The organism is Plantibacter sp. 2H11-2 (genome assembly GCF_050031945.1).
GTDB classification, from domain to species: Bacteria; Actinomycetota; Actinomycetes; order Actinomycetales; family Microbacteriaceae; genus Plantibacter; species Plantibacter auratus.
Genome location: NZ_JBNBBL010000003.1, coordinates 212265 through 238526, shown reverse-complemented (window position 1 = coordinate 238526; position 26262 = coordinate 212265). Strand labels below are relative to the sequence as shown.

At 68.4% G+C, this 26262-nt stretch carries 21 protein-coding genes; 17 read left to right on the top strand and 4 right to left on the bottom strand.

Annotation, left to right across the window (positions count from 1 at the left end; all coding sequences use genetic code 11):
* The first annotated feature begins 21 nt into the window (after positions 1–21).
* The gene (locus ACQG07_RS08860) at positions 22–627 is read left to right on the top strand and encodes an ANTAR domain-containing response regulator (protein ID WP_064296913.1); all 606 of its coding nucleotides are present in this window, start codon (positions 22–24) and stop codon (positions 625–627) included.
* Positions 628–701: 74 nt separating this feature from the next.
* On the opposite strand, the gene ACQG07_RS08855 is transcribed toward ACQG07_RS08860, so the two are convergent.
* On the bottom strand, positions 702–1124 hold the full coding sequence (locus tag ACQG07_RS08855) for a hotdog fold thioesterase (RefSeq protein ID WP_079705949.1): 423 nt from the start codon (positions 1122–1124) through the stop codon (positions 702–704).
* 55 nt (positions 1125–1179) lie between these two features.
* Here ACQG07_RS08855 and polA point away from each other — a divergent pair, with 55 nt between their 5' ends.
* The 16 genes from polA (at position 1180) to ACQG07_RS08775 (ending at position 22880) form a co-directional block, all read left to right on the top strand.
* Complete coding sequence (polA, locus tag ACQG07_RS08850) at positions 1180–3840, top strand: DNA polymerase I (RefSeq protein WP_426738044.1); 2661 nt, start codon at positions 1180–1182, stop codon at positions 3838–3840.
* Between the two features lie 54 nt (positions 3841–3894).
* Positions 3895–5571 carry a DUF885 domain-containing protein gene (locus tag ACQG07_RS08845; protein ID WP_426738043.1) on the top strand — a complete coding sequence of 559 codons (1677 nt, stop codon included), beginning with the start codon at positions 3895–3897 and terminating at the stop codon, positions 5569–5571.
* Complete coding sequence (locus tag ACQG07_RS08840; protein ID WP_426738041.1) at positions 5568–6554, top strand: epimerase; 987 nt, start codon at positions 5568–5570, stop codon at positions 6552–6554. The genes ACQG07_RS08845 and ACQG07_RS08840 overlap by 4 nt, the downstream gene beginning before the upstream one ends.
* A 174-nt stretch (positions 6555–6728) precedes the next feature.
* Entirely contained in the window at positions 6729–8186 is a 1458-nt protein-coding gene (gene rpsA / locus ACQG07_RS08835) for a 30S ribosomal protein S1 (protein ID WP_056005690.1), read from the top strand.
* Positions 8187–8307: 121 nt separating this feature from the next.
* On the top strand, positions 8308–8937 hold the full coding sequence (gene coaE / locus ACQG07_RS08830) for a dephospho-CoA kinase (protein ID WP_426738040.1): 630 nt from the start codon (positions 8308–8310) through the stop codon (positions 8935–8937).
* A gap of 68 nt (positions 8938–9005) precedes the next feature.
* Positions 9006–11072 (top strand): excinuclease ABC subunit UvrB, encoded by a 2067-nt coding sequence (gene uvrB, locus ACQG07_RS08825; RefSeq protein ID WP_056777426.1) that lies wholly within the window; start codon positions 9006–9008, stop codon positions 11070–11072.
* A 79-nt stretch (positions 11073–11151) separates the two neighbouring features.
* Positions 11152–14043: an excinuclease ABC subunit UvrA gene (uvrA, locus tag ACQG07_RS08820; protein WP_159878819.1), complete on the top strand. Its 2892-nt coding sequence runs from the start codon at positions 11152–11154 to the stop codon at positions 14041–14043.
* A gap of 1 nt (position 14044) precedes the next feature.
* The gene (uvrC, locus tag ACQG07_RS08815) at positions 14045–15970 is read left to right on the top strand and encodes an excinuclease ABC subunit UvrC (protein ID WP_426738039.1); all 1926 of its coding nucleotides are present in this window, start codon (positions 14045–14047) and stop codon (positions 15968–15970) included.
* A gap of 34 nt (positions 15971–16004) precedes the next feature.
* The gene (rapZ, locus tag ACQG07_RS08810; protein WP_064296920.1) at positions 16005–16886 is read left to right on the top strand and encodes an RNase adapter RapZ; all 882 of its coding nucleotides are present in this window, start codon (positions 16005–16007) and stop codon (positions 16884–16886) included.
* 124 nt (positions 16887–17010) lie between these two features.
* Complete coding sequence (whiA, locus tag ACQG07_RS08805) at positions 17011–17988, top strand: DNA-binding protein WhiA (RefSeq protein WP_064296921.1); 978 nt, start codon at positions 17011–17013, stop codon at positions 17986–17988.
* Between the two features lie 155 nt (positions 17989–18143).
* Positions 18144–18770: a superoxide dismutase gene (locus ACQG07_RS08800; protein WP_064296922.1), complete on the top strand. Its 627-nt coding sequence runs from the start codon at positions 18144–18146 to the stop codon at positions 18768–18770.
* Positions 18771–18894: 124 nt separating this feature from the next.
* Positions 18895–19902: a type I glyceraldehyde-3-phosphate dehydrogenase gene (gene gap, locus ACQG07_RS08795; RefSeq protein ID WP_064296923.1), complete on the top strand. Its 1008-nt coding sequence runs from the start codon at positions 18895–18897 to the stop codon at positions 19900–19902.
* Positions 19903–20038: 136 nt separating this feature from the next.
* On the top strand, positions 20039–21256 hold the full coding sequence (locus ACQG07_RS08790; RefSeq protein ID WP_426738038.1) for a phosphoglycerate kinase: 1218 nt from the start codon (positions 20039–20041) through the stop codon (positions 21254–21256).
* Positions 21244–22047, top strand: coding sequence for a triose-phosphate isomerase (gene tpiA / locus ACQG07_RS08785; protein WP_079705957.1), 804 nt, complete (start codon positions 21244–21246; stop codon positions 22045–22047). Before ACQG07_RS08790 ends, tpiA begins: the two co-directional genes overlap by 13 nt.
* 135 nt (positions 22048–22182) lie before the next feature.
* Positions 22183–22431 carry a preprotein translocase subunit SecG gene (gene secG / locus ACQG07_RS08780; protein WP_056005661.1) on the top strand — a complete coding sequence of 83 codons (249 nt, stop codon included), beginning with the start codon at positions 22183–22185 and terminating at the stop codon, positions 22429–22431.
* An 86-nt stretch (positions 22432–22517) separates the two neighbouring features.
* On the top strand, positions 22518–22880 hold the full coding sequence (locus ACQG07_RS08775) for an RNA polymerase-binding protein RbpA (protein WP_064296926.1): 363 nt from the start codon (positions 22518–22520) through the stop codon (positions 22878–22880).
* A gap of 90 nt (positions 22881–22970) precedes the next feature.
* Here ACQG07_RS08775 and pgl read toward each other — a convergent pair whose 3' ends face one another.
* The 3 genes from pgl to zwf are packed head-to-tail and all read right to left on the bottom strand — an operon-like array spanning position 22971 to position 26262.
* The gene (gene pgl, locus ACQG07_RS08770) at positions 22971–23759 is read right to left on the bottom strand and encodes a 6-phosphogluconolactonase (RefSeq protein ID WP_229938891.1); all 789 of its coding nucleotides are present in this window, start codon (positions 23757–23759) and stop codon (positions 22971–22973) included.
* Positions 23759–24721, bottom strand: coding sequence for a glucose-6-phosphate dehydrogenase assembly protein OpcA (locus ACQG07_RS08765; protein ID WP_079705959.1), 963 nt, complete (start codon positions 24719–24721; stop codon positions 23759–23761). The genes pgl and ACQG07_RS08765 overlap by 1 nt, the downstream gene beginning before the upstream one ends.
* On the bottom strand, positions 24718–26262 hold the full coding sequence (gene zwf, locus ACQG07_RS08760; protein WP_064296929.1) for a glucose-6-phosphate dehydrogenase: 1545 nt from the start codon (positions 26260–26262) through the stop codon (positions 24718–24720). Before zwf ends, ACQG07_RS08765 begins: the two co-directional genes overlap by 4 nt.

Below are 26262 nucleotides of genomic sequence, written 5' to 3'. Positions count from 1 at the left end.
AGAGTACCGTAGGATTTGAGGGTGACCGAGCAAGAGACCCCTCCCGCAGCCCCACGGCGCGTCGTCGTCGCTGAGGACGAATCCCTCATCCGCCTCGACATCGTCGAGATCCTCCGCGACAACGGTTTCGAGGTCGTCGGCGAGGCCGGCGACGGCGAGACCGCTGTCGCCCTCGCGACGGAACTCCGTCCGGATCTCGTGATCATGGACGTCAAGATGCCTCAGCTCGACGGCATCTCCGCGGCCGAGCGCATCGGTAAGGCGCACATCGCCCCGGTGGTCCTCCTCACGGCCTTCAGCCAGAAGGAGCTCGTCGAGCGGGCGAGTGAGGCAGGTGCCCTCGCCTACGTCGTGAAGCCGTTCACGCCGAACGACCTCCTTCCCGCGATCGAGATCGCCCTCTCGCGCTACCAGCAGATCATCACCCTCGAGGCCGAGGTCGCCGACATGGTCGAGCGGTTCGAGACCCGCAAGCTCGTCGACCGGGCGAAGGGCCTCCTCAACGAGAAGATGGGCCTCACCGAGCCCGAGGCGTTCCGCTGGATCCAGAAGGCCTCCATGGATCGCCGCCTCACCATGCACGATGTCGCGCAGGCCATCATCGAGCAGCTCAGCGCCAAGAAGTAGCGCTCCTCCCTCGTCGCAAGAGCGGCCCGTCCCCTCGGGGGCGGGCCGCTCTGCTGTGTCCGGTGCCGGACTCGTCAGCCGGTCGGTGCGTCCTTGATGAGGTTCGTGATGCGGATCGTGGAGCACCGTCGTCCCTGCTCGTCGGTGACGGCGATCTCGTGCACGGTGAGCGAGCGACCGAGGTGGATCGGCGTGCAGACACCCGTCACGATGCCCTCGGTGGCGGATCTGGTGTGCGTCGCGTTGATGTCGATACCGACCGCGAGCTTGCCCGGGCCCGCGAAGAGGTTGGCGGCCATCGAGCCGAGGGACTCGCCGAGCACGACGTACGCCCCACCGTGCAGCAGCATCGCGGGTTGGGTGTTGCCCTCCACCGGCATGGTGGCGACGGATCGCTGCACCGTGAACTCGGTGAACTCGATGCCCATCTTGGCGGCGAGTGCGCCACTGCCCCTCGTCCGCAGGAACTCGAGTGCGTCGTCGGTCTCGTTCGTCATGTCCACCTTCGGATCGGGCCTGAGCCGTGTCGGCACCGGCTTGTAGGCTGGGCGCGTGTCGGAATCAGAAAAGCCTACCCTCCTCGTCGTCGACGGCCACTCGCTCGCATTCCGGGCGTTCTACGCCCTGCCGGTCGACAGCTTCCAAACCCGCGACGGTCAGCACACGAACGCCATCCACGGCTTCATCTCCATGCTGATCAGCCTGCTCAAGAACGAGAATCCGAGCCACATCGCCGTGGCGTTCGACATCTCGCGCCGTTCCTTCCGCACCCGCGAGTACCCCGAGTACAAGGGCACACGCGGCGAGACCCCGCCGGAGTTCAAGGGGCAGGTGCCGCTGCTCGAAGAGGCGCTCAAGGCGATGAACATCACGACGATCAGCAAAGAGGACTACGAGGCCGACGACATCCTCGCCACCCTCGCCAAGCAGGGCGCTGAGGACGGCTTCCGCGTGCTCGTCGTCTCCGGCGACCGCGACACCATCCAGCTCGTCACCGACGACGTCACCCTGCTGTACCCGTCGAGCCAGGGCGTCTCCGCGCTCACCCGGTACGACGGCGCCAAGGTCTTCGAGCGCTACGGCATCCGGCCGGAGCAGTACCCGGAGATCGCGGCGCTCGTCGGCGAGACGAGCGACAACCTCCCGGGCATCCCGAAGGTCGGCGAGAAGACCGCCGTGAAGTGGCTCAACCAGTTCGGCTCCCTCGAGCAGATCCTCGAGCGCGCCGACGAGATCACCGGCAAGGTGGGGGAGAGCCTCCGCGAGCACAAGGAGAACGCGGTCCGCAACCGCCGCCTCAACCGGCTCCTCACCGACGTCGAACTGCCTGTCGGACCGAAGGACCTCGAACGCCGACCGATCGACGCGGACGCGGTGGCGGCCGTCTTCGGGCGGCTCGAGTTCCGCACGCTGCTCGATCGGGTCCTCAAACTCGACGGACTCGAGGCCAACACGGATGTGTCCGCACCGCAGGCGGGCGGCGTGGTCATGCCACCGCAGAAGGAGCTGCTCGACGAAGAGCTCGAGGCGTGGATCACCCGTGCCGTCGCCGCACATCCCGCCGGGATCGGTCTCCACCTCGACCTCGACGGAGGCCTGCCGGTCGCAGCCGGCCTCGCGACGCCCACGGAGATCGTCTCGCTCGCCTGGCGTCCCGGCGAAGCCGACTACGCCCCGCTCGAAGCATGGTTGGCGAGCGACGCCCCGAAGATCATGCACGACGCCAAGCCACAGCTCCAGGCGGTCACGCGCGCCGGCCTGACGGTCGGCGGACTCGGCTACGACACCGCGGTCGCCGGTTGGCTCCTGCGTCCGAGCGGCGGCGACAAGACCATCGCCGACCTCATCACGCGGTATCTCGACGAGACGATGCCCGTCGCCGACCCGAACCAGCTCGTCCCCGAAACCGACCCCGTGGGGGCCGGCGGTACCGCCTGGTACGCCCTCCGGGTCGCCGAGGCCACCCGCACGGCGCTCGACGCCGGGTCGCTCGGCGTCCTGCTCGACATGGAGCTGCCGGTCCTCCAGGTGCTTGCCCACATGGAGCTGACCGGCGTGACGGTCGACCACGACATCCTGAGCGGCCTGTCCGAGCAGCTCGGCAACCGGGCCGCGGAGCTCGCGAGCAACGCGTATGCGGAGATCGGCCGCGAGGTCAACCTCGGATCACCGAAGCAGCTGCAGGAGGTCCTTTTCGACCAGCTCGCCATGCCGAAGACACGCGCCAACAAGACGGGCTTCTCGACGGACGCCGGCGCCCTGGCCGATCTCCAGGAGAAGAGCCCGCATCCGTTCCTCGGGCTTCTCCTCGAACACCGCGATGCGACGAAGCTCCGCCAGATCGTGGAGACGCTCGACAAGGCGATCACGCCCGACGGCCGCATCCACACGACGTACGTGCAGATCGGGACCAGCACCGGTCGGATCTCCTCGACCGACCCGAACCTGCAGAACATCCCCGTGCGCACCGAGGAGGGACGCCGCATCCGTGCCGCCTTCCAAGCCGGCTCCGGGTACGAGACCCTGCTGACCGCCGACTACTCGCAGATCGAGATGCGGATCATGGCGCACCTCTCCGGCGACGCCGGCCTCATCGAGGCGTTCAAATCCGGCGAGGACCTCCACCGCTTCGTCGGCGCGCGCATCTTCGGCGTCGCCGCCGAGGACGTCACGCCCGCGATGCGCAACAAGGTGAAGGCGATGTCGTACGGACTCGCCTACGGTCTGAGCGCGTTCGGGCTCTCGAAGCAGCTGCGGATCTCGAGCGCTGAGGCGAAGCAGCTCATGGTCGACTACTTCGAGCGCTTCGGTGCGGTCCGCGACTACCTGCGCAACGTCGTCGAGCAGGCGAAGCTCGACGGCTACACCGAGACGATCTTCGGTCGTCGGAGGCTCTTCCCCGAGCTCTCGAGCCCCAACCGACTGGTCAGGGAGAACGCCGAACGTCAGGCGCTGAACGCCCCGATCCAGGGTTCGGCCGCCGACATCATGAAGCGCGCCATGATCGGCATCGAGTCAGAGCTGCGCTCCGAATCCCTCAGCTCGCCGATGATGCTGCAGGTGCACGACGAACTGATCTTCGAGGTCGCAGAAGGGGAGTGGGACGCCCTGGAGCGCATCGTCCGAGCACAGATGGCGGGTGCCGCCGAGCTGTCGGTGCCGCTGGAGGTCCAGATCGGCCGCGGGCACGATTGGGACGCCGCAGCCCACTGAGCGCGCTGCGGGTCCGCACCCGGCGCCGGACGGGTGCGGACTAGGCTCGACGTCATGTCCCACGAAGAACCTCGTCAGAGCACACCGATCGACGTCATCGCCGAGAGCTGGGTGGAGACCCTCGTCCAGCTGAAGCCGGAGGTCGGTACCTACATCGGCCGCACGGACGTCGGCGGACGGTACGGCGACTACTCGCCGGCCGGGCACGAGGCGTACATCGAAGCCGCGTCGCGCACGCTTCGCGAGCTGCGGTCCGCCGCACCGGTCGACGCCGTCGACCGCGTCACCCAGACCGACCTCTCGGCGGAGCTGGAGCTCGACCTCGCCTCGTCGGAGGCCGGTCTCCAATACCGCGACCTCAACGTGATCGCGTCGCCGTCGCAGGAGCTGCGCGACGTCTTCGACCTGATGCCGACCGCGACGGTCGACGACTGGAGCACCATCCGGACCCGCCTCGGCGCGTTGCCGGACGCGGTCGACGGGTACATCGAGACCCTGCGCGAGGGCATCGCCCGGGGGATCACCCCGGCACGCCGCCAGGTGGCCGAGGTGTACGAGCAGGTCCTCCGCACCGGCGCCGACGACGGGTTCTTCATCGGCTTCGCCGCCAACGCCGGTCCGGCGGACGGCCAGCTCCCGGCGTCCCTCGCCGCCGAACTCTCGACGGGTGCCGGCGCCGCAGCCGTCGCCTACAACCGTCTGGCGGACTTCCTCGCGCACGAACTGCTGCCTGCTGCAACCCATGAGGACGCCATCGGCCGCGAACTCTACGCGCTGCAGTCCCGCCGCTTCCTCGGCGCGACGGTCGACCTCGACGAGAGCTACGAGTGGGGCATCGAGGAACTGGCGCGCATGGTGTCGGAGCAGGAGGCGATCGCGAACGAGATCCTCCCCGGCGCGTCCGTCGAGGAGGCGGTCGCCTTCCTCGAACAGGATCCGGCGCGCAAGCTGCACGGCACCGACGCGCTCCAGCGGTGGATGCAGGAGACGAGCGACCGTGCGGTCGAGGAGCTGGGGCGCACGCACTTCGACATCCCGCAGGAGATCCGTGCGCTCGAGTGCATGATCGCGCCGACGCAGGAGGGCGGGATCTACTACACCGGCCCGACGGACGACTTCTCACGCCCTGGCCGCATGTGGTGGTCCGTCCCCGCCGGCGTCACCGAGTTCGACACGTGGCGCGAGCTCACGACCGTCTACCACGAGGGTGTGCCAGGACATCACCTGCAGATCGGGCAGGCCGTCGTCAACCGGAAGACGCTCAACCTCTGGCGTCGACAGCTCGCCGGCACCTCCGGCCACGCCGAGGGCTGGGCGCTCTACGCCGAGCGCCTGATGGAACAGCTCGGATACCTCGACGACCCGGCGGACCGCCTGGGCATGCTCGACGGTCAGCGGATGCGCGCTGCCCGCGTCGTCCTCGACATCGGCGTGCACCTCGGCAAGCCGCTCCCGGACGGCAGCGGGACCTGGACCGCCGAGTACGCCTTCGACTTCATGGGTCGCAACGTCAACATGTCGCCGGAATTCGTCCGGTTCGAGGTCAACCGGTACCTCGGTTGGCCCGGCCAGGCGCCGTCGTACAAGATCGGCCAGCGCATCTGGGAACAGCTCCGCGACGACGCGGCCCGCCGCGCCGGGGACGCCTTCGACATCAAGGACTTCCACCGTCGGGCACTGGACCTCGGTGGCGTCGGGCTCGACACGCTGCGGTCGGCGATGCTCGGATGACGACCGAACGGATCGTCGTCGCCGGCGCGTCCGGGTTCATCGGGCGTCGTCTGGTCGAGTCGTTCCGGGCCGACGGCGCCACCGTCTCCGTCATCGGGCGCGGTGCCGCCGACGCGCGGTGGGGTGACCACACGGGCATCGCCCGGCTGGTCGACGGCGCGGACCTCCTGGTCAACCTCGCCGGGAAGAGTGTGAACTGTCGCTACACCCCGTCGAACCGCGCCGAGATCCTCCGGTCCCGCGTGGACACGACGACGGAGCTGGCGCGGGCGGTGCGTGCAGCCGCCTCGCCTCCGCCGCTGTGGATCAACTCGTCGACCGCCACGATCTACCGGCATGCCGACGACCGCCCGATGACGGAGGACGACGGCGAGATCGGTTCCGGGTTCTCCGTCGACGTCGCGACCGCCTGGGAGCAGGCGTTCTTCGCGGACGAGCTGCCCGGGACACGACGGGTCGCCCTCCGCATCGCGATCGTCCTGGGCGACGGCGGAGCGCTCACCCCGCTCCGTTGGCTGGCGCGTCTCGGCCTCGGCGGACCCCAACTGGACGGTCACTGGCCCAGTTCCCGATCGCGTCGTGCCGCCGGCACGGATCACCTGTTCGGGACGCCGGGCGGACGGCAGCGGTTCAGCTGGATCCATCTTGACGACGTCGTCGGCATCGTCCGGTTCCCCCGTGGCCGTCCCGAACTCGACGGCGTCGTCAATGTGACGTCCCCGAACCCCACCGACAACCGCGGATTCATGCGGACTCTGCGGTACGCGCTCGGGATGCCGGTCGGCCTCCCCGCGCCCCGCTGGTTGCTGGAGACCGGGATGTCCATCCTGCGGACCGAGAGCGAGCTGGTCCTGAAGAGTCGCTGGGCGATGCCGGAGCGGTTGCTGCAGGCGGGCTACCGGTTCGAGCACCCGACGCTCGATCCAGCGCTGCGGGACATCCTCTCCGACCGCGGCTTGCCTGCACACCCGGAAAATCGCTAGACTGGACTGTCACAATTGTGACGTCCTATCCGCCTGCCCGTCTCGCAGAGCGACACCGATCCCCGGATCGGTTCACACAACAGCATCGCTTCGATCAACGTCCGTGGTCATCCACGGATCCGGAGCCGTGCGCGAGGCCGGCCTGAATCATTGTCCACCTGGAGCAATTACTACATGACAAGCGCAACGACCGCCCCCAAGCAGGTCGCAATCAACGACATCGGATCTGCTGAGGACTTCCTCGCAGCGGTCGAAAAGACTCTGAAGTTCTTCAACGACGGCGACCTCATCGAGGGCACCGTCGTGAAGATCGACCGCGACGAGGTCCTCCTCGACGTCGGCTACAAGACCGAGGGTGTCATCCCCTCGCGTGAACTCTCCATCAAGCACGACGTCGACCCCTCCGAGGTCGTCAACGTCGGCGACACGATCGAGGCTCTCGTTCTCCAGAAGGAGGACAAGGAAGGCCGTCTGATCCTGTCGAAGAAGCGCGCACAGTACGAGCGTGCTTGGGGCGACGTGGAGAAGATCAAGGAATCCGACGGCGTCGTCACCGGTTCGGTCATCGAGGTCGTCAAGGGCGGCCTCATCGTCGACATCGGCCTCCGTGGCTTCCTCCCGGCCTCGCTCATCGAGCTGCGCCGCGTCCGCGACCTCACGCCGTACCTCGGCCAGGAGATCGAGGCGAAGATCCTCGAGCTCGACAAGAACCGCAACAACGTGGTCCTGTCGCGCCGTGCGCTCCTCGAGCAGACGCAGTCCGAGAGCCGCACCACCTTCCTCAACAACCTCCAGAAGGGACAGGTCCGCAAGGGCGTCGTCTCCTCGATCGTCAACTTCGGCGCGTTCGTCGACCTCGGCGGCGTCGACGGTCTCGTCCACGTCTCCGAGCTCAGCTGGAAGCACATCGAGCACGCCAGCGAGGTCGTCGAGGTCGGTCAGGAAGTCACCGTCGAGATCCTCGAGGTCGACCTGGACCGCGAGCGCGTCTCGCTGTCGCTCAAGGCGACCCAGGAGGACCCGTGGCAGGTCTTCGCCCGCACCCACGCCATCGGCCAGGTTGCACCGGGTAAGGTCACCAAGCTCGTCCCGTTCGGTGCGTTCGTCCGCGTCGCAGACGGCATCGAGGGCCTCGTGCACATCTCGGAGCTCTCCGGCAAGCACGTCGAGCTCGCCGAGCAGGTCGTTTCGGTCGGCGAAGAGGTCTTCGTCAAGGTCATCGACATCGACCTCGAGCGTCGCCGCATCTCGCTGAGCCTCAAGCAGGCCAACGAGGGTGTCGACCCCGAGGGCACCGAGTTCGACCCGGCCCTCTACGGCATGCTCACGGAGTACGACGAGCTCGGGAACTACAAGTACCCCGAGGGCTTCGACGCCGAGACGCAGGAGTGGAAGGAAGGCTTCGACGCCGAGCGCGAGAAGTGGGAGCAGGACTACGCTGCCGCCCAGGCTCGTTGGGAAGCGCACAAGAAGCAGGTCGCTGCCGCAGCCGTCGAAGAGGCCAACCAGGCTTCCTCGTCGACCGCGTCCTCGTCGGCCGGTTCCTCGTTCTCGAGCGACTCCGCCGGCGGCGGCACGCTCGCTGACGACGAGTCCCTCGCGGCCCTCCGCGAGAAGCTCTCGAGCAACTAGTCCCACCAGCACCGACCAGCGTCGGTGTCCAGCAGGGGGTCGCCTTCGGGCGGCCCCCTGCTGCGTTGTGCGAGGGGCGCTCGTCGAAGGCGCTGCACGCTCCGCGGGTACGCTGGCTGACATGTACCTCATCGGCCTCACCGGCGGGATCGCCTCCGGCAAATCGACCATCGCTGCCCGGCTCGCTGAACACGGCGCCGTCGTCATCGACGCGGACGTCCTCTCACGAGAGGCCGTCGAGCCGGGGACCCCGGGACTGGCCGCCATCGCGGAGCGCTTCGGTGCCGACGTGATCGGGCCCGACGGAGCACTCGACCGAGCTGCGCTCGGCTCCATCGTCTTCGCCGACGACCAGGCGCGGGCCGACCTCAACGCCATCGTGCACCCGGAGGTCAAGCGGCGTTCACAGGCCCGGATCGCCGAAGCCTCGAGCGACCCCGGCGCCGTCGTCGTCTACGACGTCCCGCTGCTCGTCGAGACCGGCCGCGCCGACGAGTTCGACCTCGTGGTCGTCGCCGCAGCTCCGGAGGGGGAGCGCGCCCGTCGGCTCGTCGACCTCCGCGGGCTCGACCGGGGCGAGGCGGAACGACGGATCGCGGCCCAGGCGACCGAGGAGCAGCGCGCCGCCGTCGCCGACGTGGTGATCGACACCGCCGGCTCGCTCGAGCACACCCTCAGCCAGGTCGACGCGGTCTGGCACCGCGCCGCGGCGGCCGCTGTACGGGCGCCCGACCGTCAGGACGGCGTCTGAGCGCGTCGCCCGCTCCGCTGTGGGCGAAGCGGGGCAGTGGTGTCGGTGGCCCTCCGTAGACTCGGAGCATGGAACCAACACGCGCCGTCCGCCCCTTCGAGGTGATCAGCGAGTACGAGCCGAGCGGCGATCAGCCCGCCGCCATCGAGCAGCTGTCCGGGCGCATCAACGCCGGCGAGACCGACGTCGTCCTGTTGGGCGCCACAGGTACCGGCAAGTCCGCGACGACCGCCTGGCTCATCGAAGCCGTCCAGCGCCCGACGCTCGTCCTGGCGCACAACAAGACGCTCGCGGCCCAGCTGGCGAACGAGTTCCGCGAGCTCATGCCGAACAACGCGGTCGAGTACTTCGTCTCCTACTACGACTACTACCAGCCCGAGGCCTACGTCCCACAGACCGACACCTTCATCGAGAAGGACTCGTCGATCAACGCCGAGGTCGAGCGGCTGCGGCACTCGACCACCAACTCGCTGCTGAGCCGTCGCGACGTCATCGTCGTGTCGACCGTGTCGTGCATCTACGGCCTCGGTGCGGCGGAGGAGTACCTGGAGGCGATGGCGGCGCTGCAGGTCGGGCAGAACATCGGGCGCGACCGACTCATCCGCAAGTTCGTCGGTATGCAGTACAACCGCAACGACGTCGACTTCTCGCGCGGCAACTTCCGTGTGCGCGGCGACACCATCGAGATCATCCCGGTCTACGAGGAGCTCGCGATCCGCATCGAGTTCTTCGGCGACGAGATCGAGGCCCTCTACGCCCTGCACCCGCTCACCGGCGACGTCGTGAAGAAGCTCGACGCGGTGTCGGTGTTCCCGGCCTCCCACTACGCCGCCAGCCCGCAGACGATCCAGCGCGCCATCGGCACCATCCAGGAGGAGCTGGCGGAGCGGCTCCAGTCGCTCGAACGCGAGGGCAAGCTCCTCGAGGCCCAGCGGCTCCGCATGCGCACCACCTTCGACCTCGAGATGATGCAGCAGATCGGCTTCTGCTCCGGCATCGAGAACTACTCGCGCCACATCGACGGCCGCTCGGCCGGCGAGGCACCGAACTGCCTCCTCGACTACTTCCCCGACGACTTCCTCACCGTCATCGACGAGTCGCATGTCACCGTCCCGCAGATCGGCGCGATGTTCGAGGGCGACGCCTCCCGCAAGCGCACCCTCGTCGAGCACGGGTTCCGACTCCCGAGTGCGATGGACAACCGCCCGCTCCGGTGGGACGAGTTCAAGAACCGCGTCGGCCAGACGGTGTACCTCTCGGCGACGCCGGGCAAGTACGAGATGGGCATCGCGGACGGCATCGTCGAGCAGATCATCCGCCCGACCGGCCTCGTCGACCCGGCGATCATCGTGAAGCCCTCCAACGGCCAGATCGACGACCTCCTCGAGGAGATCCGGGTCCGCGCCGAGCGCGACGAACGCGTCCTCGTCACCACCCTCACCAAGAAGATGGCGGAGGAGCTCACCGACTTCCTGACCGAGGCCGGCGTGCGCGTCCGCTACCTGCACTCCGACGTCGACACCCTGCGGCGGGTCGAGCTGTTGAGCGAACTCCGGCAGGGCGTCTACGACGTCCTCATCGGCATCAACCTGCTGCGAGAGGGCCTCGACCTCCCGGAGGTCTCGCTCGTCGCGATCCTCGACGCCGACAAGGAGGGCTTCCTGCGCTCGTCCACGTCGCTCATCCAGACGATCGGTCGCGCCGCCCGCAACGTGTCCGGCGAGGTCCACATGTACGCCGACGTCCTGACCGACTCGATGAAGCGCGCGATCGAGGAGACGGACCGTCGCCGCGAGAAGCAGGTCGCCTACAACGAGGAGCGCGGGATCGATCCGCAGCCGCTGCGCAAGCGGATCGCAGACATCACCGAGGCGCTCGCCCGGGAAGGCGCGGACACCGCGGCACTGCTCGCCGGACGCGACAACGGCAAGAAGAAGAGCCCGACGCCGAACCTGCGGCGGGAGGGCATCGCCGCCGAGGGCGCGAACGACCTCGAGTCGATCATCGCGGACCTCAACGCGCAGATGCTGGCCGCCGCGGCGGAGCTCAAGTTCGAACTCGCCGGCCGTCTCCGCGACGAGGTCTCCGAACTCAAGCAGGAACTTCGACAGATGGCCAAGGCCGGGCACATCTAGTCCGCCGCTTCGCTGAGAGCGCAGTACCACAGACACCGCTCGGGAGTCCGGTGTCGGTGGTGCTGCGTAGACTCGAAGGGTGTCAATTGCCAAGGTAGATCACCACTCCACGCTCAGCGTCCGCGGTGCCCGCGTCCACAATCTTCAGAACGTCGACCTCGAGATCCCTCGCGACTCGCTCGTCGTCTTCACGGGTCTCTCGGGCTCGGGGAAGTCCTCACTCGCCTTCGACACGATCTTCGCCGAGGGCCAGCGACGCTACGTCGAGTCGCTCTCGGCGTACGCCCGCCAGTTCCTCGGTCAGGTGGACCGCCCGGACGTCGACTTCATCGAGGGCCTGAGCCCCGCGGTCTCGATCGACCAGAAGTCCACGAACCGCAACCCCCGGTCGACCGTCGGGACGATCACCGAGGTCTACGACTACATGCGGTTGCTCTGGGCGCGCATCGGCGTCCCGCACTGCCCGGTCTGCGGCGAGGTCATCCAGCGTCAGACGGTGCAGCAGATCGCCGACCAGCTGATGGAGCTCGAGGAGCGACGCCGCTACCAGATCGTCGCCCCCGTCGTGAGCCAGAAGAAGGGCGAGTTCGTCGACCTCTTCAAGGAGCTCTCGGCCAAGGGCTTCGCGCGCGCCATCGTCGACGGCGAGGCGATCCAGCTCGCGGAACCGCCGACCCTCAAGAAGCAGGTCAAGCACGACATCGCGGTCGTCGTCGACCGCCTCGTCGCCGGGCCCGAGATCCTCGGTCGCCTGACCGACTCCCTCGAGACGGCACTGCAGCTCACCGACGGCCTCGTGACGATCAACTTCGTCGACGAGGAGGGCGACGACGCCTGGCGCACCTTCTCCGAGAAGCTCTCCTGTCCGAACAACCACCCGTTGCAGCTGACCGAGATCGAGCCGCGGACGTTCTCGTTCAACGCCCCGTTCGGCGCCTGCCCGGAGTGCTCGGGCCTCGGCACGCGCATGTCGGTCGACGCGGAGCTGCTCCTCGGCGACGAGGAGCTCAGCATCAACGAGGGCGTCATCGTCCCGTGGACCACCCAGGGCAAGGGGCTCTACCAGTACTACGAGAAGCTGCTCGACGGGCTGGCCCGCGACCTCGACTTCTCGCTCGACACCCCCTGGCGCGACCTGCCGGCGTCGGTCCAGGAGGCGGTGCTCCGCGGCGACAACTTCAAGGTCAAGGTCAAGTGGAAGAACCGCTTCGGCCGCGAGATGAGCTACTCCTCGGGCTTCGAGGGCGTCATCCCGTACATCGAGCGTCAGTACCTCCAGGCCGACACCGACAGCCAGCGCGTGCGCTGGTCCGAGTACCTGCGCGAAGTCCCGTGCCAGGTCTGCGGCGGTCGTCGCCTCAAGCCCGAGGTCCTCTCCGTCCTGATCCACGAGCACAACATCGCCGAGGTCGCCGAACTGAGCCTCTCCGACGCCCGCGCGTTCATGGACCGCCTCGAGCTGAGCGACCGCGAGGCCCACATCGCCGCGCAGGTGTTGCGCGAGATCAAGGTCCGACTCGACTTCCTGATCCAGGTCGGACTCAACTACCTCGACCTAGCCCGGACCGCCGGCTCCCTCTCGGGCGGTGAGGCGCAGCGCATCCGCCTCGCGACGCAGATCGGCTCGGGACTCACCGGCGTGCTCTACGTCCTCGACGAACCGAGCATCGGCCTGCACCAGCGCGACAACCGCCGTCTCATCGAGACCCTCGTGGCCCTGCGCGACCTCGGCAACACGCTGATCGTCGTCGAACACGACGAGGACACCATCCGCACCGCCGACTGGATCGTCGACATCGGTCCCGGCGCGGGCGTCAACGGCGGCCGTGTCGTGCACTCCGGGTCGTACGAGGCGCTCGAGGCCAACACCGAGTCCCTCACCGGTGACTACCTCTCCGGCCGCAAGGCCATCGAGATCCCGGCGAAGCGTCGTCCGATCGACACGAAGCGTCAGATCCAGGTGATCGGAGCGCAGGCCAACAACCTGAAGAAGGTCAGCGCGGACTTCCCGCTCGGGGTCCTCACCGCCGTCACCGGCGTGAGCGGCTCCGGGAAGTCCTCGCTCGTCAACGACGTCCTGTACCGGGTCCTGGCGAACAAACTGAACGGCGCGCGCAAGCTGCCCGGCAAGCACACCAGGGTCACGGGTCTGGAGCACCTCGACAAGGTCGTCCACGTCGACCAGGCGCCCATCGGCCGCACCCCGCGCTCGAACCCCGCCACGTACACGGGCGTCTTCGACAAGATCCGCAACCTCTTCGCGGAGACGCAGGAGGCCAAGGTCCGCGGCTACCTCGCCGGCCGGTTCAGCTTCAACGTCAAGGGCGGCCGCTGTGAGGCCTGCTCGGGCGACGGCACGATCAAGATCGAGATGAACTTCCTGCCCGACGTCTACGTCGCCTGCGAGGTGTGCGGGGGAGCGCGGTACAACCGCGACACCCTGACCATCCACTACAAGGGCAAGAACATCGCCGAGGTCCTCGACATGCCGATCGCCGAGGCCGCCGACTTCTTCGAGCCGATCTCCTCGATCCATCGGTTCCTGAAGACGCTCGTCGAGGTCGGCCTGGGCTACGTCCGTCTCGGCCAGAGCGCCACGACGCTGTCCGGCGGCGAGGCCCAGCGCGTGAAGCTCGCGACGGAGCTGCAGCGGCGGAGCAACGGACGCAGCGTCTACGTCCTCGACGAGCCGACCACGGGTCTGCACTTCGAAGACGTCCGGAAACTGCTGCTCGTCCTCGGCGGGCTCGTCGACAAGGGCAACACGGTCATCGTGATCGAGCACAACCTCGACGTCATCAAGTCCGCAGACTGGCTCATCGACATGGGCCCCGAGGGTGGAGCCGGTGGTGGGACGGTCCTCGCCACCGGGACACCGGAGCACCTCGCGACGGTCCCCGGCAGCCACACGGGCTTCTTCCTGAACGAACTGTTCGAGGCAGAGGCCGGCGGCAGCCGCAAGGCGGGCTGACGTGGCGGCCGTCCGCGGCGGAAGTGGTCTGGCGTACCGGCCGAAGGCGGGGGAGATCCCCACCATGCCCGGCGTGTACCGCTTCAGCGACGACTCGGGCCGGGTGCTCTACGTCGGCAAGGCGATGAACCTCCGGGCGAGGCTCAGCAACTACTTCGCGCCCCTGCACACGCTGCACGAGCGAACGCGCCGCATGGTGACGACCGCGACCGGGGTCACCTGGACGACGGTCGGCAGCGACGTCGAGGCGCTGCAGCTCGAGTACACGTGGATCAAGGAGTACGACCCGCCGTTCAACGTCAAGTTCCGCGACGACAAGTCGTACCCGTACCTCGCGGTCACCCTCGGTGACGAGGCGCCGCGCGTCATGGTCACCCGGAACACCCGGATCCCGGGGGCCAAGTACTTCGGTCCGTACCCGAAGATCTGGGCCGTCCACGACACGGTCGACCTCATGATCAAGGTCTTCCCGATCCGCACCTGCTCCGACTCGGCGTACAAGCGGGCCATGGCCTCGGGGAAGCCCTGCTTCCCCGGACAGATCGGGCGGTGCGGCGGCCCGTGCTCCGGCAAGGTCACCATCGAGGAACACCGTGCGATCGTCGACGACTTCGTCTCGTTCATGGTCGGCAACGACCGCCGCTTCACGGCGCGCATCACCGCCGACATGAAGGCCGCCGCGGCCCGCCAGGACTACGAGTCCGCGGCCGTCTACCGGGATCAGCTCCAAGCGCTCGACCAGGTGCTCGCGAAGAGCGCGGTCGTCCTGCGCGACGCCGTGGACGCCGACCTGTTCGGCATCGACCACGACGAGCTCGCCGCGTCGGTGCAGCAGTTCATCGTCCGTGGCGGCCGCATCCGCGGTGTGCGGTCGTGGACCGTCGACAAGGAGCTCGACATGTCGACCGCCGAGCTCGTCGACAGCGTCGTCCAACGGGTGTACGCCGCCGCGAGCGGGACCGAGGTCCCGCGAGAGGTGCTCGTCCCGGAACTGCCGGACGACGCCGAGAGCCTCGAGGACTGGCTGGCCGAACGCCGCGGCTCGAAGGTCGCCCTCCGCGTCGCCCAACGCGGTGAGAAGGCGACGCTCATGGAGACCGCGGTCGTCAACGCCAAGCAGGCCCTCATGCTCTACAAGACCCGGCGCAGCTCCGACTTCGTCGCCCGAACACAGGCACTCGAGGACATCCGCGATGCGCTCGGGATGCCCGAGGCGCCCCTGCGGATCGAGTGCTTCGACGTGTCGCACCTGAGCGGTACCAACATCGTGGCGTCGATGGTGGTCTTCGAGGACGGGCTGTCCCGCAAGGACGAGTACCGCCGCTTCGGCGTCGCCGAGTCCACCGACGACACCGACTCGATCTACCAGGTCGTCTCCCGGCGACTCGCGCACCTGACGTCGTCCGAGCCCGTCGAGACGGTCGACGAGACCACGGGGGAGCGCAAGCGCCGGAAGTTCACCTATCCGCCACAGCTCCTCATCGTCGACGGCGGGCAACCGCAGGTCGCCGCCGCCGCGCGTGCGCTGGAGGAGTCCGGCCTGACCGGGATCACCCTGTGCGGACTGGCGAAGCGACTGGAGGAGATCTGGTTGCCCGAGGATCCGTATCCGGTGATCCTGCCGCGGGGGAGCGAAGCGCTGTTCCTCCTCCAGCGGGTCCGCGACGAGGCGCACCGGTTCGCCATCAGTTTCCAGCGACAGAAGCGGAAGCGCGACATCTCGACCGTCCTCGGTGAGATCCCCGGGCTCGGTCCGGCGAAGGTCCGCGAGCTGCTCAAGCACTTCGGATCCGTCGCCCGCTTGAAGACCGCGACGCCGGCCGAGATCACAGAGGTCAAGGGCATCGGCGACAAACTGGCGGCCACGGTGCACGAGGCGTTGACCTCCGGCTCCGCACAGCCCTCGCAGGCCTCGCGGAATGGGTAGGCTGGGACTTCAGACCTTCGAGGAAAGCGTGTCGATGACCCCGGGCCAGCCGCAGCACCAGCAGGAAGTCCTCATCGTCACGGGGATGTCCGGCGCCGGACGATCCACCGTCGCGAACGCGCTCGAGGATCTCGGCTGGTACGTCGTCGACAACCTGCCCCCGCAGATGCTCCGTCCCCTCGTCGACCTCGCCGAGCGCGCCGGATCGCGTCTGCCGCGGATCGCCGCGGTGGTCGACGTCCGCGGCCGCGACTTCTTCAGCGAGCTGCAGGAGATCGTTCCGGCGCTCCGGGGCGGGACGCACCTCCGCATGATCTTCCTGGAGGCGACCGACGCGGCACTCGTCCGCCGGTTCGAAGCCGTCCGCAGGCCGCACCCGCTGCAGGGCGAGGGAACGATCCTCGACGGCATCGTGGCGGAGCGTCACCGACTGAGCGAGATCCGTGAGTCGAGCGACGTCATCATCGACACGAGCGACCTCAACATCCACCAGCTCGCCACGACCACGCGTGAACTCTTCGCCGGCGCGGAGACACCGGGTGTCCAGGTCACCGTGCTGAGCTTCGGGTTCAAGTACGGCCTGCCGCCTGATGCGGACCTCGTCGCCGACATGCGGTTCCTCCCGAACCCGTTCTGGGTTCCGGAGCTGCGTGCGCTGAGCGGTCAGGACCCCGAGGTCAGTGAGTACGTGCTCTCGCAGACCGGAGCCGCCGAGTTCCTCGAGAGCTACGCCCACGCCCTCGAACCCGTCCTCGCCGGGTACCAGCGCGAGAACAAGCGTCACGTCACCATCGCCGTCGGCTGCACGGGGGGCAAGCACCGCTCGGTCGCGGTCGCCCTCGAACTCGCCGACCGGCTGCGGAACCAGTCCGGCGTCGCCGTGCACGTCCGGCACCGAGACCTCGGGCGCGAATGACGCCCACGGGCCCGACGCAGCCGCGGCGGAGCCCGAACGGTCCGAGGCACCACGCCTCCGGATCGCGAACATGCAGGATCGACGCCGCACTCCGACGGCGCGATCACGACAGATAGGAACCACCGTGGCCCTCACCGCCGACGTCAAGAACGAACTGGCGCTCGTCCGCGAGACCCGCAACTCGGTCCGAGCGGCCGAACTCGCGTCCCTGCTCCGCTTCTCCGGCGGACTTCACACGATCTCCGGGCGCGTGGCGATCGAAGCCGAACTCGACAGTCCGACCCTCGCGCAGCGGGTGCGTCGTGACATCGGCGAGCTCTACGGGATCCGCAGCGAGATCCTCGTGCAGAACCCCGGCAGCTCGGGCAAACCGAGCCTGTTCGTGGTGCGCGTCATCGAGGGCGGCGAGACCCTCGCCCGGCAGACCGGACTCCTCGACGCCCGACGGCGTGCGGTCCGCGGGCTGCCGAACCGGCTGACCACCGGGTCGCGCGACGAACTCGCCGCCGTCTGGCGGGGCGCGTTCCTCGCGACCGGGTCCCTGACCGACCCCGGCCGATCCGCGTCACTCGACGTCGTGTGCCCCGGCAACGAGTCCGCGATGGCGCTCGTCGGTGCCGCGGGCCGCATCGGTGTCTCCGCGAAGGCGCGGGAGGTCCGCGGCATCCACCGTGTCGTCATCCGCGAGGGCGACGCGATCAGCGGCATGCTGTCGCTCATGGGGGCCACCGGCACCGTCACCTCCTGGGAGGAGATGCGGCAGCGCAAGGAGGTCCGGGCGACCGCGAACCGCCTCGTCAACTTCGACGACGCCAACCTGCGCCGCTCCGCCCAGGCGGCCGTGGCGGCCTGCGCGCGCGTCGAGCGCGCCCTCGAGATCCTGGGCGACGAGGTCCCCGACCACCTGCAGTACGCCGGTGCCCTGCGCCTCGACCACCGTGAGGCCAGCCTCGACGAACTCGGCCACTTCGCCGACCCTCCGATGACGAAGGACGCCATCGCCGGCCGCATCCGGCGCCTGCTCGCCATGGCGGACAAGCACGCGAGCGATCTCGGCATCCCGGGCACCGACGCCAACCTCCCGGCGGATTACGAGGACTGAAACAGCTCGTGAATCCTCGCCGACCCGCCATCGTCGCGGTTCGTCATGCTGGGAACAAGCCCCGACTCCCGACGGTTGCCGCTCACTAGACTGGGTGATGACGCTCAGAGCCGTGTGCAGACAGCGCACGGGACAACACGAGGAGATCACGAAGAATGGCTGTTTACTCACTGCCCGAATTGCCGTACGACTACAGTGCGCTCGAGCCGCACATCAGTGCGACCATCACCGAGCTCCACCACGACAAGCACCACGCCACCTACGTGGCCGGCGCGAACACGGCCCTCGAGAAGCTCGCTGAGGCCCGCGACGCCAACGACTTCACGAACGTCAACAAGCTCGAGAAGGACCTCGCGTTCAACCTCGGCGGTCACGTCAACCACACCATCTGGTGGAACAACCTCTCCCCGGACGGCGGCGACAAGCCGACCGGCGAACTCGAGTCGGCCGTCGACGAGTACTTCGGCAGCTTCGACAAGTTCCAGGCGCACTTCACCGCCGCCGCGCTCGGCGTGCAGGGTTCCGGATGGGCCGCGCTCACCTGGGACACCCTCGGTCAGCGCATCAACATCCAGCAGTTCTTCGACCAGCAGGGCAACTTCCCGGCCGGCACCGTCCCGCTGCTGCTGCTCGACGTCTGGGAGCACGCCTACTACCTCGACTACAAGAACGTCCGCGCCGACTACGTCAAGGCGTTCTGGAACATCGTCAACTGGGCCGACGTCCAGGCACGCTTCGAGGTCGCGCGCAAGCAGACCAACGGCCTGCTGGTACTGTCGTAGTTGACCGGTCCGTCCCGGTCCCACGGGCCGGGACGGACCACCTTCCTCCTCACTCGGGGAGGGCGCTCACTCCGAGCAGACCGTACAATCGCGCCGTCTGGCGCCTCAGTATCAGGAGTCATCTGTGTCCGTCAAGATCGGCATCAACGGCTTCGGCCGCATCGGCCGCAACTTCTTCCGCGCCGCCCTCGCCAAGGGCAGCGACCTCGAGATCGTCGCTGTCAACGACCTCACCGACAACAAGGCGCTCGCCCACCTCCTGAAGTACGACTCCATCACGGGTCGTCTGGACGCGACGGTCGAGCTCGACGGCGACAAGATCATCGTCAACGGCAAGCCCATCATCGTGCTCGCGGAGCGCGACCCCGCCGACCTCCCCTGGGGCGAGCTCGGCGTCGACATCGTCATCGAGTCGACCGGTCGCTTCACGAAGTCCGACGACGCCCGCAAGCACATCACCGCTGGCGCCAAGAAGGTCCTCGTCTCGGCTCCCGCCACGGGCAGCGACGTCGCCACGATCGTCCTCGGCGTCAACGAGGGCACCTACGACGCAGCGACGCACGACATCATCTCGAACGCGTCCTGCACGACGAACTGCCTCGCGCCGCTCGCCAAGGTCCTGCTCGACAACTTCGGCATCGAGCGTGGCCTCATGACCACGGTCCACGCCTACACCGCCGACCAGAACCTGCAGGACGGCCCGCACAGCGACCTCCGTCGTGCACGCGCCGCCGCCGTCAACATCATCCCGACCTCCACCGGTGCAGCCAAGGCACTCGGCCTGGTCATCCCGGAGCTCGTCGGCAAGCTCGACGGCTACGCCCTGCGCGTCCCGGTCCCGACCGGTTCGATCACCGACCTCACGGTCGAGCTGACCAACCCGGCCACGGTCGAGGAGATCAACGCCGCGTACAAGGCTGCCGCCGAGGGTCCCCTCAAGGGCATCCTGAAGTACACCGAGGACCCGATCGTCTCGAGCGACATCGTGACCGACCCGCACTCCTCGATCTTCGACGCCGGCCTCACCAAGGTCATCGGCTCGCAGGTCAAGGTCGCCTCGTGGTACGACAACGAGTGGGGCTACTCGAACCGCCTCGTCGACCTCACCGAGTACGTCGCGGACCGCCTCTAACCAACCGGCTGTCTGCCGCACTCCTCACCCGAGCAGCCAGACACCGCATGGTCCGAACGGGCGTCCTGAATCATCTTCAGGGCGCCCGTTCGGCTTCGTCGGTGGTCGTGGCTCAGCGCAGAGAAAGACCCTCCTCATGACCCTCCGCACCCTCGACTCGCTGGGCGACCTCAGCGGTCGCAGAGCCGTCGTCCGCCTCGACCTCAACGTTCCGCTGAAGGACGGCGTCATCACCGACGACGGCCGCATCCGCGCGGCACTCCCCACCCTCAACGCGCTCATCAACCAGGGTGCGCGTGTCGTCATCGTCTCGCACCTCGGCCGCCCAGACGGCACACCCGACGCGAAGTACAGCCTTGCGCCCGTCGCGCAGCGGCTGTCCGAACTCCTCGGCAAGCCCGTGACCTTCGCCGCCGACACCGTCGGCAGTGCCGCGACCGACGCCGTCGCCGCACAGACCGACGGCGACGTCGTGCTGCTCGAGAACCTGCGCTTCAACTCCGCCGAGACCAGCAAGGACGCCGGCGAACGCGAGGCGTTCGCCGCCAAGCTCGCCGCCTTCGGCGACGTCGTCGTCTCCGACGGCTTCGGTGTCGTCCACCGGAAGCAGGCGAGCGTGTACGAGCTCGCCAAGCTGCTCCCGAGCGCTGCCGGGCTGCTCATCGCCGCCGAGCTCGAGGTACTCGATCGTCTCACCGAGACCCCGGAGCGCCCCTACACGGTCGTCCTCGGCGGCTCGAAGGTCTCCGACAAGCTGGGCGTCATCGGCCACCTGCTGCCGCGCGTCGACTCGCTACTCATCGGCGGTGGCATGCTGTTCACCTTCCTCGCCGCCCAGGGGCACGCCGTCGGCTCGAGCCTGCTCGAAGCTGACCAGATCGAAACCGTCCGCGGGTACCTCGCGAAGGCCGACGAGCTCGGCGTGACCATCGTCCTGCCGACCGACGTCGTCGTCGCCTCGGCGTTCGGTGCCGACTCCGAGCACGTCGTGCGCCCGGCCGACGCCATCGAGGACACCCCGTTCGGTGCCTCCGGACTCGGACTCGACATCGGACCGGACACGGCTGCAGCGTTCGCCGAGATCGTCGCCGCGTCCAAGACGGTGTTCTGGAACGGCCCGATGGGTGTGTTCGAACTCGCGCCCTTCGCCGCCGGTACGCGGGCGGTCGCTGAAGCACTCACCCGCACGGACGGCCTGAGCGTCGTCGGTGGCGGTGACTCGGCCGCAGCGGTTCGTGCGCTCGGCTTCGATGATGACCAGTTCGGTCACATCTCAACTGGTGGCGGCGCCAGCCTCGAGTTCCTCGAGGGCAAGCGTCTGCCTGGACTGGAGGTCCTCGGATGGCAGCAGTAACCCCCGGGCGCACGCGTGTGCCCCTGATCGCCGGCAACTGGAAGCTCAACCTGGACCACCTCCAGGCGATCGCCCTCGTCCAGAAGCTCGATTGGACGCTCAAGGACGGCAAGCACGACTACGCCGACGCCGAGGTGGCCATCTTCCCGCCGTTCACGGACCTCCGCTCGGTCCAGACGATCGTCGCCGCCGACAAGCTCAAGCTGGCCTACGGCGCGCAGGACCTGTCGCAGCACGACTCCGGCGCCTACACCGGTGAGATCTCCGGGGCGTTCCTCGCGAAGCTCGACTGCCGCTACGTACTCGTCGGACACTCCGAGCGCCGCACCCTGCACAACGAGACCGACGAGGTCGTCCAGGCGAAGACGGCCGCAGCCGTGCGACACGACCTCGTCCCCGTCATCTGCATCGGTGAGACCGCCGAAGACCTCGAGGAACACGGCCCGTCGGCCGTCCCCGTGGCGCAGCTCAAGGCGGCCATCGACGGACTCGCACCGGACGCGGACATCGTCGTGGCCTACGAGCCGGTGTGGGCCATCGGCTCCGGTCAGGCGGCGACGCCCGACCAGGCGCAGCAGGTCGCAGCCGCTCTCCGCAGCACGCTCGCCGAGGTCCTCGGCGACGAGGCGGCGCAGCGCACGCGGATCCTCTACGGCGGTTCGGTGAAGGCCTCGAACATCGCCGGCTTCATGCGCGAACCAGACGTCGACGGCGCCCTCGTCGGTGGTGCGAGCCTGCTCGCCGACGAGTTCGCCGGGATCGCCCGCTTCTCGCAGCACGTCGGACTCTGACCGACCTGCTGCACCAGCAGCACCGACACGGCTCGGCCCGCGGCACCAGCCGCGGGCCGAGCCGTGTCCGCTGAACCGTCGAGGTATACTGGACGGCGGTTCAGCCCCTCTGAACGCGAATGCGAAAGGTCTCACGTGGAGATTCTCCAGGTCATCCTGCAGGTGCTGCTCGGCATCACCAGCCTCCTGCTCACCTTCCTGATCCTGCTGCACAAGGGCCGCGGCGGCGGTCTGTCCGACATGTTCGGCGGCGGCTCCTCCAGCAACCTCGGTTCGTCAGGGGTCGCCGAGCGCAACCTCAACCGCTTCACCGTCATCCTCGGCCTGACCTGGGGTGCCTGCATCGTCGTGATCGGGCTCCTGACGAAGTTCGCCGCCGCCTAGACCGGCCGCGAAGCCCCGATCCCGGGGACGCAACTCGACGCACCACACCCGAACCACTCTCGACAGTACGAGAAAGAGGAAACACCATGGCATCAGGCGGAAGCGCTATCAGGGGATCACGCGTCGGCGCCGGTCCCATGGGCGAGCAGGACCACGGCTACCACGCGGACCGCATCGCCATCTCCTACTGGGACGCCCTCGGCAACGAGACGGTCCGCCACTTCGCGGCGAACGTCCCCGACGAGGAGATCCCGGAGACGATCGACTGCCCGACGTCCGGTCTGCCGGCCGGTCGCGACAAGGCGAACCCGCCGGAGGTCGCGAAGCTCGAGCCGTACAAGACCCACCTCGCCTACGTGAAGGAACGACGCACGGAGGAAGAGGCGGAGCAGCTGCTCGAAGAGGCACTCCAGCAGCTCCGTGCACGCCGCGGTACGGCAGCGAAGTAGCCGGACACAGCACCACATACGCGGAAAGGCCGTTCCCCTCGGGGAACGGCCTTTCTGCATAGCGGCACCGGCTCGCCGACCGGCCTTCCGCTAGTACTCCGGGAGGATCAATGAATCCGGGACCTCTGCGGCCGCATCCTGGTCGACGAAGAACACCGTCCGTTTGCGTCCCTTGGCCCCGGCGGCGGGGACCTCGTTGTAGCTGGCACCCGCGAGGGCGAGGCCGAGCGCCGACGCCTTGTCGGTGCCGGCGAGGACGAGCCAGACCCGCACGGAGGAGTTGATGGCCGGCCGCGTCAGGCTGAGTCGTTCCGACGGCGGCTTGGGGGAGTTCCGCACCGGGACCACCGAGGTGTCGGTGACCGAGACCTCGGCCCGCTCGGGGAAGAGCGATGCGACGTGACCGTCGGGACCGACACCAAGGAACGTGATGTCGAACCGCGGGTGGTCCTCGCCGGGCCGCGCGAACCGACGGAGCTCGTCCGCGTAGCGCACCGCAGCGGCGTCGAGGTCGATGCCGTCCTCCGGCGCCGGGTATCCGTGCACGTGTTCGGCGACGAGGCCACGCTCCGGAAGCGCCAGCAGGGTCTCCAGCAAGGCCTCGCGTGCCTGCAACTCGTTCCGATCGGCGTCGTCCCGAGCGACCCAGCGCTCGTCCCCCCACCAGAGGTGCACCCGGGACCAGTCCACCCGGTCGCGGTCCTTCGACGCGGCCACGGCGGCGAGCGTCCCCGTGCCGACCGTACCGCCGGTCAGGACGACGTGGACCATCTCCTGTGACTCGAGCAGTTCACGGGTTCGGGAGAGGAACCGCTTGGCGACCGAGGTCGTCAGCTGGTCGCGGTCCTGGTAGACGAGGACGCGTCGCTCGGTCGGCATCAGCTGGTCCGAGCGCGGAGCGTGACCGGCTCGCCGAGGCCGGGGAGGCCCACGGTGATGACCTGTCCGTACAGGACGTCCGGGTCGAGCGTGCGCAGCTCCTCGGCGAGGCAGTCGCGCAGACTGCGACGGGGGAGCGAGAGGTCGTGCGTCGGCTGTCCGGGCTGGATCAGCGTCGCGATGTCGGGAACGGGTCGCTCGAGGACGACGTTGCCGGACGCCCGCGTGAGGCGGACACCGTGGATGCCGCTCGACCCGTGCGCCATGCTGAGTTCGTGGGTCACGTCGACCTGCAACTGCAGCTGGAGCCAGGCGGCGAGCAGCTCGGTCGACGGGGAGTCCGATGCTCCGGACACCTCGATCGCCGTGACGGGCTCGTACGGCGGCTGGTCGAGCACCGCCGCGAGCTGTGCACGCCAGAGCGTGAGCCTGGTCCACGCGAAGTCCGTGTCTCCGGGGGCGTAATTCGCCGCGCGACCGCGGAGGGCGGCGTGGGTGTCCGCCGCCGCGGACGCGTCGGTGATGCGACGCTGGGCGATGCGGCCGATCGGTGACGTCGAGACGCGTTCCGGCGCTTCTCCCGGCCACCAGGCGACCACGGGCGCGTCGGGCAGGAGCAGACCGGTCACGAGGCTCTCCTCGTTCTCGGCGACCGCACCGTAGGCGCGCAGGATGACCACCTCGCTCGCTCCGGCGTCGCCGCCGACGCGGATCTGGGCATCGAGCCGGTCTCCGATGGAGGAGTGCTGGTCGTCGTGCTCCGTGGAGAGGACGATGACCCGCATGGGGTGCTCGCGGGAGGCCTCGTTGGCGGCCTCGATGGCCTCCTCCTCGGCTCCGAGCCGCGTCGAGATCACCAGGGTGAGCACGCGCCCCAGGGCGACGGCGCCGCCGTCCTCGCGGATGGTCACGAGCGCCTTCGAGAGCTTGCTCGTGGTCGTGTCTGGCAGGTCTACGATCATGGTCGTCTCCAGGTGCGTCCGTCGCGGTTCATGAGGTCGTCGGCCGAGGACGGGCCCCAGGTGCCGGGAGCGTACTGCTCGAGCGGCGTGTCCTGAGCGGCCCAGTACTCCTCGATCGGGTCGAGGATCTTCCAGGAGAGCTCGACCTCCTCGTGACGGGGGAAGAGGGGCGGGTCGCCCAGCAGGACGTCGAGGATGAGACGTTCGTACGCCTCGGGGCTCGCCTCGGTGAAGGCGTGGCCGTAGCCGAAGTCCATCGTGACGTCGCGGACCTGGGTGCCGGCACCCGGGACCTTCGAACCGAAGCGGATGGTGACACCCTCGTCGGGCTGGACCCGGATGACCAAGGCATTCTGGCCGAGCGCCGACGTCTGGCTCTCCGCGAACAGGTACTGCGGAGCACGCTTGAAGACGACCGCGATCTCGGTGACGCGGCGTCCGAGGCGCTTCCCGGCACGCAGGTAGAACGGCACGCCGGCCCACCGACGCGTGTTGATGTCGAGCCGCATGGCCGCGTAGGTCTCGGTCGTCGACTCCGGGTTCATCCCGTCCTCGTCGAGGAAGCCCAGCACGTGCTCGCCGCCCTGCCAACCACCGGCGTACTGCCCACGGGCCGTCGCGGCCCCGAGGTCGTCGGGGAGGCGGACCGCCGCGAGGACCTTCTCCTTCTCCGCGCGCAGGTCTGCGGCGTTGAAGGAGATCGGCTCCTCCATCGCCGTGAGGGCGAGGAGCTGCAGCAAGTGGTTCTGGATGACGTCGCGCGCTGCTCCGATGCCGTCGTAGTACCCGGCGCGACCGCCGACGCCGATGTCCTCGGCCATGGTGATCTGCACGTGGTCGACGTAATTGGCGTTCCAGATGGGCTCGTACAGCTGGTTCGCGAACCGGAGCGCCAGGATGTTCTGGACGGTCTCCTTGCCGAGGTAGTGGTCGATCCGGAAGATCGAGTCCGACGGGAAGACCGACTGCACGATGTCGTTCAGCTCACGAGCCGTCTTGAGGTCGCTGCCGAACGGCTTCTCGATGACCACCCGGCGCCACTGACCGTCAGCGGGTTCCGCGAGTCCCGAGCGACGGAGCTGCTCGGTGACCTGCGGGAACGCCTTCGGTGGGATCGAGAGGTAGAACGCGTGGTTGCCCATCGTCCCGCGATCCGCATCGAGCTCCTCGATGGTCTCTTTCAGCTTCTCGAACGCCGCGTCGTCACCGAATTCACCGGGGACGAACCGGATGCCCTGGGCGAGCTGGTTCCAGACGTCCTCGCGGAACTCGGTCCGGGCGTACTGCTTGACGGATTCGTGGACGACCTCCATGAAGTCCTGGTCCTCCCAGTCCCGTCGGGCGAACCCGACGAGTGAGAAGCCAGGGGGCAGGAGGCCCCGGTTCGCCAGGTCGTACACGGCCGGCATCAGCTTCTTGCGGGACAGGTCACCTGTCACGCCGAAGATGATGAGGCCGCTCGGACCGGCGATCCGATTGAGGCGTCGGTCGGTGTCCACCCGCAGCGGGTTGGACTCCGGGGTGATTTCCACCGGGGACAT

Bases quoted from the DNA above. Each gene is read 5' to 3' on its own strand.
- pgl (WP_229938891.1), bottom strand. From the start codon at position 23,759: ATGCCGACCGAGCGACGCGTCCTCGTCTACCAGGACCGCGACCAGCTG.
- ACQG07_RS08840 (WP_426738041.1), top strand. From the start codon at position 5,568: ATGACGACCGAACGGATCGTCGTCGCCGGCGCGTCCGGGTTCATCGGG.
- ACQG07_RS08855 (WP_079705949.1), bottom strand. From the start codon at position 1,124: ATGACGAACGAGACCGACGACGCACTCGAGTTCCTGCGGACGAGGGGC.
- ACQG07_RS08790 (WP_426738038.1), top strand. From the start codon at position 20,039: ATGACCCTCCGCACCCTCGACTCGCTGGGCGACCTCAGCGGTCGCAGA.
- ACQG07_RS08775 (WP_064296926.1), top strand. From the start codon at position 22,518: ATGGCATCAGGCGGAAGCGCTATCAGGGGATCACGCGTCGGCGCCGGT.
- uvrB (WP_056777426.1), top strand. From the start codon at position 9,006: ATGGAACCAACACGCGCCGTCCGCCCCTTCGAGGTGATCAGCGAGTAC.
- rapZ (WP_064296920.1), top strand. From the start codon at position 16,005: ATGACCCCGGGCCAGCCGCAGCACCAGCAGGAAGTCCTCATCGTCACG.
- ACQG07_RS08800 (WP_064296922.1), top strand. From the start codon at position 18,144: ATGGCTGTTTACTCACTGCCCGAATTGCCGTACGACTACAGTGCGCTC.
- coaE (WP_426738040.1), top strand. From the start codon at position 8,308: ATGTACCTCATCGGCCTCACCGGCGGGATCGCCTCCGGCAAATCGACC.
- ACQG07_RS08765 (WP_079705959.1), bottom strand. From the start codon at position 24,721: ATGATCGTAGACCTGCCAGACACGACCACGAGCAAGCTCTCGAAGGCG.
- rpsA (WP_056005690.1), top strand. From the start codon at position 6,729: ATGACAAGCGCAACGACCGCCCCCAAGCAGGTCGCAATCAACGACATC.
- zwf (WP_064296929.1), bottom strand. From the start codon at position 26,262: ATGTCCCCGGTGGAAATCACCCCGGAGTCCAACCCGCTGCGGGTGGAC.
- tpiA (WP_079705957.1), top strand. From the start codon at position 21,244: ATGGCAGCAGTAACCCCCGGGCGCACGCGTGTGCCCCTGATCGCCGGC.
- ACQG07_RS08845 (WP_426738043.1), top strand. From the start codon at position 3,895: ATGTCCCACGAAGAACCTCGTCAGAGCACACCGATCGACGTCATCGCC.